The sequence below is a fragment of the Thermophilibacter sp. genome (assembly GCF_966187215.1).
In genome coordinates this window covers 1-5,553 of the sequence record NZ_CBIFYV010000086.1, presented here as the reverse complement: position 1 = coordinate 5,553, position 5,553 = coordinate 1, and the positions used below count along the sequence as shown (strand labels likewise).

4 protein-coding genes are annotated in these 5,553 nt (G+C 67.4%); all 4 read left to right on the top strand.

The window, feature by feature from the left end; all coding sequences use genetic code 11:
- Positions 1-712, top strand: a 712-nt coding sequence (locus ACWTSU_RS07085; RefSeq protein WP_455139167.1) for an ABC transporter ATP-binding protein, incomplete at its 5' end; no start/stop codon positions are given.
- A 729-nt stretch (positions 713-1,441) separates the two neighbouring features.
- A complete protein-coding gene (locus ACWTSU_RS07080) occupies positions 1,442-1,915 on the top strand; it encodes a MarR family winged helix-turn-helix transcriptional regulator (RefSeq protein WP_455139166.1) in 474 nt (157 codons plus the stop codon).
- On the top strand, positions 1,900-3,744 hold the full coding sequence (locus ACWTSU_RS07075; protein WP_455139165.1) for an ABC transporter ATP-binding protein: 1,845 nt from the start codon (positions 1,900-1,902) through the stop codon (positions 3,742-3,744). The genes ACWTSU_RS07080 and ACWTSU_RS07075 overlap by 16 nt, the downstream gene beginning before the upstream one ends.
- The coding region (locus ACWTSU_RS07070) for an ABC transporter ATP-binding protein (RefSeq protein ID WP_455139164.1) at positions 3,734-5,553 on the top strand (1,820 nt) is incomplete at its 3' end. The genes ACWTSU_RS07075 and ACWTSU_RS07070, both read left to right, overlap by 11 nt.

The following is a 5,553-nucleotide window of genomic DNA, read 5'->3' as shown; positions in this document are numbered from 1 at the left end:
TGACGTGGACTTCGGCTACAATCCCGACAAGACCGTCCTCCACGACATCAACCTCTACGGCCTGCCCGGCCAGAAGATCGCCTTCGTCGGCTCGACCGGCGCGGGCAAGACCACCATCACCAACCTCATCAACCGCTTCTACGACATCGCCGACGGCAAGATCCGCTACGACGGCATCAACGTCAACAAGATCAGGAAGGACGACCTGCGCCGCTCGCTCGGCATGGTGCTGCAGGACGTGAACCTGTTCACCGGCACCGTGATGGACAACATCCGCTTCGGCCGCCTCGACGCCACCGACGCCGAGTGCGAGGCCGCCGCGCACCTGGTGGGCGCCGACGGCTTCATCAAGCGCCTGCCCGACGGCTACCAGACGATGCTCACCGACAACGGCTCCAACCTCTCGCAGGGCCAGCGCCAGCTGCTGTCCATCGCGCGCTGCGCGGTGGCCGACCCGCCGGTCATGATCCTCGACGAGGCCACCTCGAGCATCGACACGCACACCGAGGAGATCGTGCAGCGCGGCATGGACGCCCTGATGCTGGGGCGCACCACGTTCGTGATCGCGCACCGTCTCTCCACCGTGCGCAACTCCGACGCGATCATGGTCCTCGACCACGGCCGCATCATCGAGCGCGGCAGCCACGACGAGCTGATCGCCAAGCACGGCGTGTACTACCAGCTCTACACCGGGGCCTTCGAGCTCGAGTAGCGGCGGGAGGAGCTTCTCGCCGCCTCCGGGGCCCGCTCCTCATAACGTTGCGTGGGCCCTTCTCTGTGCCGCGGCGCCGCGCGGACTTCTCGCCGCCCGGGCTTCTCGGCCCTTTTGCCCACATCCGTCAATCTGACGCTTCTGTGCGCCCTCGCATCTCCCGCCGCCCCTCTCTCGTCACCCACGAGCGTCAAACTGACGGATGTGTGCGACGATGACGGAGGCACAGGGGCCGCCGCGGTACCCACAAACGTCATGTCGACGAATGTGGGTTGGAACAGAGGAGCCCAGACGGCCGCGCCGCCGTCCACAAGCGTCAATCTGACGGATGTGGGCAGACGGGCCGAGAGGGGACGCAGAAGACGGGGGCAACTGGGTGGCATCCTTGATGTCACCGGGCGCGCTTCAACAAGAACGCGCAGGTGGCGAGAAGTCCGGGGCGAGAGGGGCACCCAATCGGACCCCGTTCGGGACACGGACATCAAGGATGCCACCCAGTCGCGGGAGCTTTGCGACGGGACGGGGCTTCTCGGCGACGCGGCGGGGGCGAAACACCCAATCGGTGGGGATTCGTGGCAGGAGCAGGACACCGCGAACCGATCACCGAGCGCCCCTCACCCCACCGAAGTTCTGTGCCCTCGCTGAAAAATCGCAAGGTACCTTGACACCTCTCCCCCGCCGGCTCAGAGTGATGCGCGGCACACGGGCGTCGAGAAGGGGGCGCAACGCATGGACAGCCGTGACGACGGCACCGTCGAGCAACGAATCCTGCACGACCTGGGGTACTTCGGGTACTTCCTGCACCTGCACCACGGGGGGCGCAGCGGCAAGCAGCACGTGCTGGCGCGGCTGCTCGACGCGGGCGGCACGATGGCGCAGCGCGCGCTGCAGGAGTCATCGCCGATCGCGTCGGCGTCGCTCTCGGAGCTCCTGGCCAAGCTCGAGGGCGAGGGGCTCGTCACGCGCCTGCGCTCCCAGACCGACCGCCGCCAGCAGACCATCGCGCTCACCGAGGCGGGCCGCGCCCGCGCGCGCGAGGTCGTGGAGGAGCGCCGCGCCTTCGAGCGACGGGCGCTCGCGTGCCTGACCGAGGACGAGGTCGACGACCTCGCGGACAAGCTCGACCGACTCGCGGCGCACTGGCGCGAGCTCGGGGCCGAGCACGCGACCAAGAAGGGAGAGGCCGCATGCAACAAGCGCTAGCAGCCGACCAGAGCTTCGAGAAGACCGCGGCGCACATGAGCTATCTCGCCATCATGCGCCACCTGGTCGGGAGCATCCGCCAGTACCGCGGCGCGACCCTCGCCACGCCGCTTCTGGTGCTCGGCGAGGTGGTCTTCGAGATCATGATCCCGCTGCGCACCGCCGAGCTCATCGACGCGATCCGCGACGGCGCGAGCCTCGGCGAGATCACCCAGAGCGGCGCGGTGCTGGCCCTCATGGCCGTCATCTCGCTCGCCTTCGGCGCGGCGGCGGGCCTCACCTGCGCCAAGGCGTCGGTGGGCTTTGCCAAGAACCTGCGCCGCGACATGTTCTACAACATCCAGACCTTCTCCTTCGAGGTCATCGACCGGTTCTCGTCGAGCTCGCTGGTGACGCGCCTCACCACCGACGTGACCAACGTCCAGATGGCCTTCATGATGCTCATCCGCACGGCCATCCGCAGCCCCTTCATGCTCGTGCTCGCCTTCGCGGCCGCGTGGTCCATGGCGGGCTGGCTCGCGGTGGTCTTCGTGGTCATCATCCCGGTGCTGGCGGTGGCGCTGTTTGCCGTGATCCGCACGGTCACCCCCATCTTCCAGCGCATCTTCCGCAAGTACGACGCCCTCAACGAGCGCGCCGAGGAGAACCTCGCCGGCATCCGCGTGGTCAAGTCCTACGTGCGCGAGGACTACGAGAAGCAGAAGTACGAGCGCGCCTCCGAGGAGGTCCGCTCCGACTTCACCTTCGCCGAGCGCATCCTGGCCCTCAACGCGCCGATCATGAACTTCTGCGTGTACGCGGTCATCGTCTTCGTCATCTACGCGGGCTCCTACGCGATCATCTCCACCCGCGGCGAGCTGCTGGACGTGGGGCAGTTCTCGTCGCTGATCACCTACGGCTTCATGATGCTCATGAGCCTGATGATGCTCTCGATGATCTTCGCGATGGTGGTCATGAGCGAGGAGAACGCGCGCCGCATCTACGAGGTGCTGGAGGCCACCACCACGATCGAGCAGCCCGCCGACGCCGTGACCTCGATCGCGGACGGCTCGATCGACTTCGACCACGTGGGCTTCTCGTACCGCGGCGACAAGGACCACGAGGCCCTGCGCGACGTCGACCTGCACATCAAGAGCGGCGAGGTCATCGGCGTCATCGGCTCCACGGGGTCGGCCAAGTCCACGCTCGTGCAGCTGATCCCGCGCCTCTACGACGTGACCGAGGGCCGCGTGCGCGTGGGCGGCCTCGACGTGCGCTCCTACGACCTCGACACCCTGCGCAACGGCGTGGCCATGGTGCTCCAGAAGAACGTGCTGTTCAGCGGCACCATCGCCGAGAACCTGCGCTGGGGCAACCCCGACGCCACCGACGAGGAGATCCTGGAGGCGGCGCGCCTGGCCCAGGCCGACGAGTTCGTGCAGACCTTCCCCGACAAGTACGACACCCACATCGAGCAGGGCGGCACCAACGTGTCCGGCGGCCAGAAGCAGCGCCTGTGCATCGCCCGCGCGCTGCTCAAGCGGCCCAAGATCCTCATCCTGGACGACTCCACGAGCGCGGTGGACACCAAGACCGACCGCCTCATCCGCGAGGGGCTGCGCTCCTACCTGCCCGAGACCACCAAGATCATCATCGCGCAGCGCACCTCGAGCGTCGAGGACGCCGACCGCATCGTGGTCATGGACGGCGGGCGCGTCAACGACGTGGGCACCCACGAGGAGCTGCTGCGCCGCAACGCGATCTACCGGGAGGTCTACCTCTCCCAGAACAAGCAGAGCCACGACGAGAGGGACCTCGGACAGCTGGAGGTGAGCGCCGATGAGCGCTGAGCAGACCGCGCGCGGGCGTGCCCCGCGCTCGATGGGCAGGACGGCGCTGCGCGTCCTCAGGATGCTGCGCGGCTTCTATCCGGTGATGCTGCCGGCCGTGGCCGTCTGCATCCTGGTGCAGTGCGTGGTGCAGGCCATGCCCAACGTCTTCATGGAGCGCGCGCTCACCGTGGTGGGCGAGTTCTGGCAGACCGGCGACTGGGCCAGCGCGCAGCCGCAGATCTTCCAGAACGCGGCGCTTCTCGCCGTCCTGTACTTCGCGAGCCTCGTCTGCAACGCCGTGTGGCAGCAGTGCATGGCCATCCTCACGCAGGGCGCGCTCAAGAAGTTCCGCTGCCTGATGTTCGACCACATGCAGGACCTGCCGATCCGCTACTTCGACACGCACCAGCACGGTGACGTGATGAGCTACTACACCAACGACATCGACGCCATGCGCCAGATGATCGCGCAGTCGATGCCGCAGCTGTTCCTCACCTGCCTGATGCTCGTCTCGGTGGGCTGCATCATGGTCTTCTACAGCCTGCCGCTGACGCTGGTGGTGGTGGGCGGCACCGCGATCATGGCGCTTCTCGCCAAGGCGCTCGGAAGCCGCTCGGCGCGCAACTTCCTGCGCACGCAGCGCGCGGTGGCCACCGTGGAGGGCCACGTCGAGGAGGTCATGAACGGCGAGAAGGTCGTCAAGGTCTTCTGCCACGAGCGCCAGACCGAGGCCGCCTTCGACGAGCTCAACGACGAGCTCGAGGCGGCGGCGCGCGCGGCCAACTCCTACGCCAACACGCTCATGCCGATCCTCATGAACATGGGCAACCTGCTCTACGTGGTGGTGGCCGTGGCGAGCGGCGCGTTTTTGGTGCTGGGGGTGGCCAACCCGTCGCTCTCGGGCCTGCCGCTCACGATCGCCGTGGCGGTGCCGTTCCTCAACATGACCAAGCAGTACGCCAACCAGATCGGCCAGATCTCCAACCAGGTGAACTCCGTGGTCATGGGCCTCGCCGGCGCCGAGCGCATCTTCGAGCTGCTCGACGAGCCGGTGGAGGCGGACGAGGGCTACGTCGACCTGGTTGCCTGCCGCACCGAGCGCGACGGGACCGTCGTGGAGTGCGACCGCCGCGACGGCTCCTGGGCCGGCCAGTGGGCGTGGAAGCACCCGCACCAGGCCGACGGCACCGTCACGTACACGCCGCTCGCCGGCGACGTGCGCCTCTTTGACGTGGACTTTGGCTACGAGCCGGGGCACACGGTGCTGCACAACATCTCGCTCTACGCCAAGCCGGGCCAGAAGGTGGCCTTCGTCGGCGCGACGGGCGCGGGCAAGACCACGATAACGAACCTGCTCAACCGCTTTTACGACATCGCGGACGGCAAGATCCGCTATGACGGCATCAACATCACGAAGATCCGCAAGAGCGACCTCCGCCGCGCGCTGGGCATCGTTTTGCAGGACACGAACCTCTTCACGGGCACGGTCATGGAGAACATCCGCTACGGGCGCCTGGACGCGACGGACGAGGAATGCGTCGCCGCGGCGAAGCTCGCGGGCGCGGACGACTTCATAACCCGCCTGCCGGAGGGCTATCAGACGCTCCTGACCGGAGACGGCGCGAACCTCTCGCAGGGCCAGCGGCAGCTGATCTCGATAGCGCGCGCCGCCGTCGCGGACCCGCCGGTGATGATCCTGGACGAGGCGACGAGCTCCATCGACACGCGCACGGAGGCCATTGTGCAGCGCGGCATGGACGCGCTGATGCAGGGCCGCACGGTGTTCGTCATCGCGCACCGGCTCTCGACGGTCAAGAACTCGGACGT

Bases quoted from the DNA above. Each gene is read 5' to 3' on its own strand.
- ACWTSU_RS07080 (WP_455139166.1), top strand. From the start codon at position 1,442: ATGGACAGCCGTGACGACGGCACCGTCGAGCAACGAATCCTGCACGAC.
- ACWTSU_RS07075 (WP_455139165.1), top strand. From the start codon at position 1,900: ATGCAACAAGCGCTAGCAGCCGACCAGAGCTTCGAGAAGACCGCGGCG.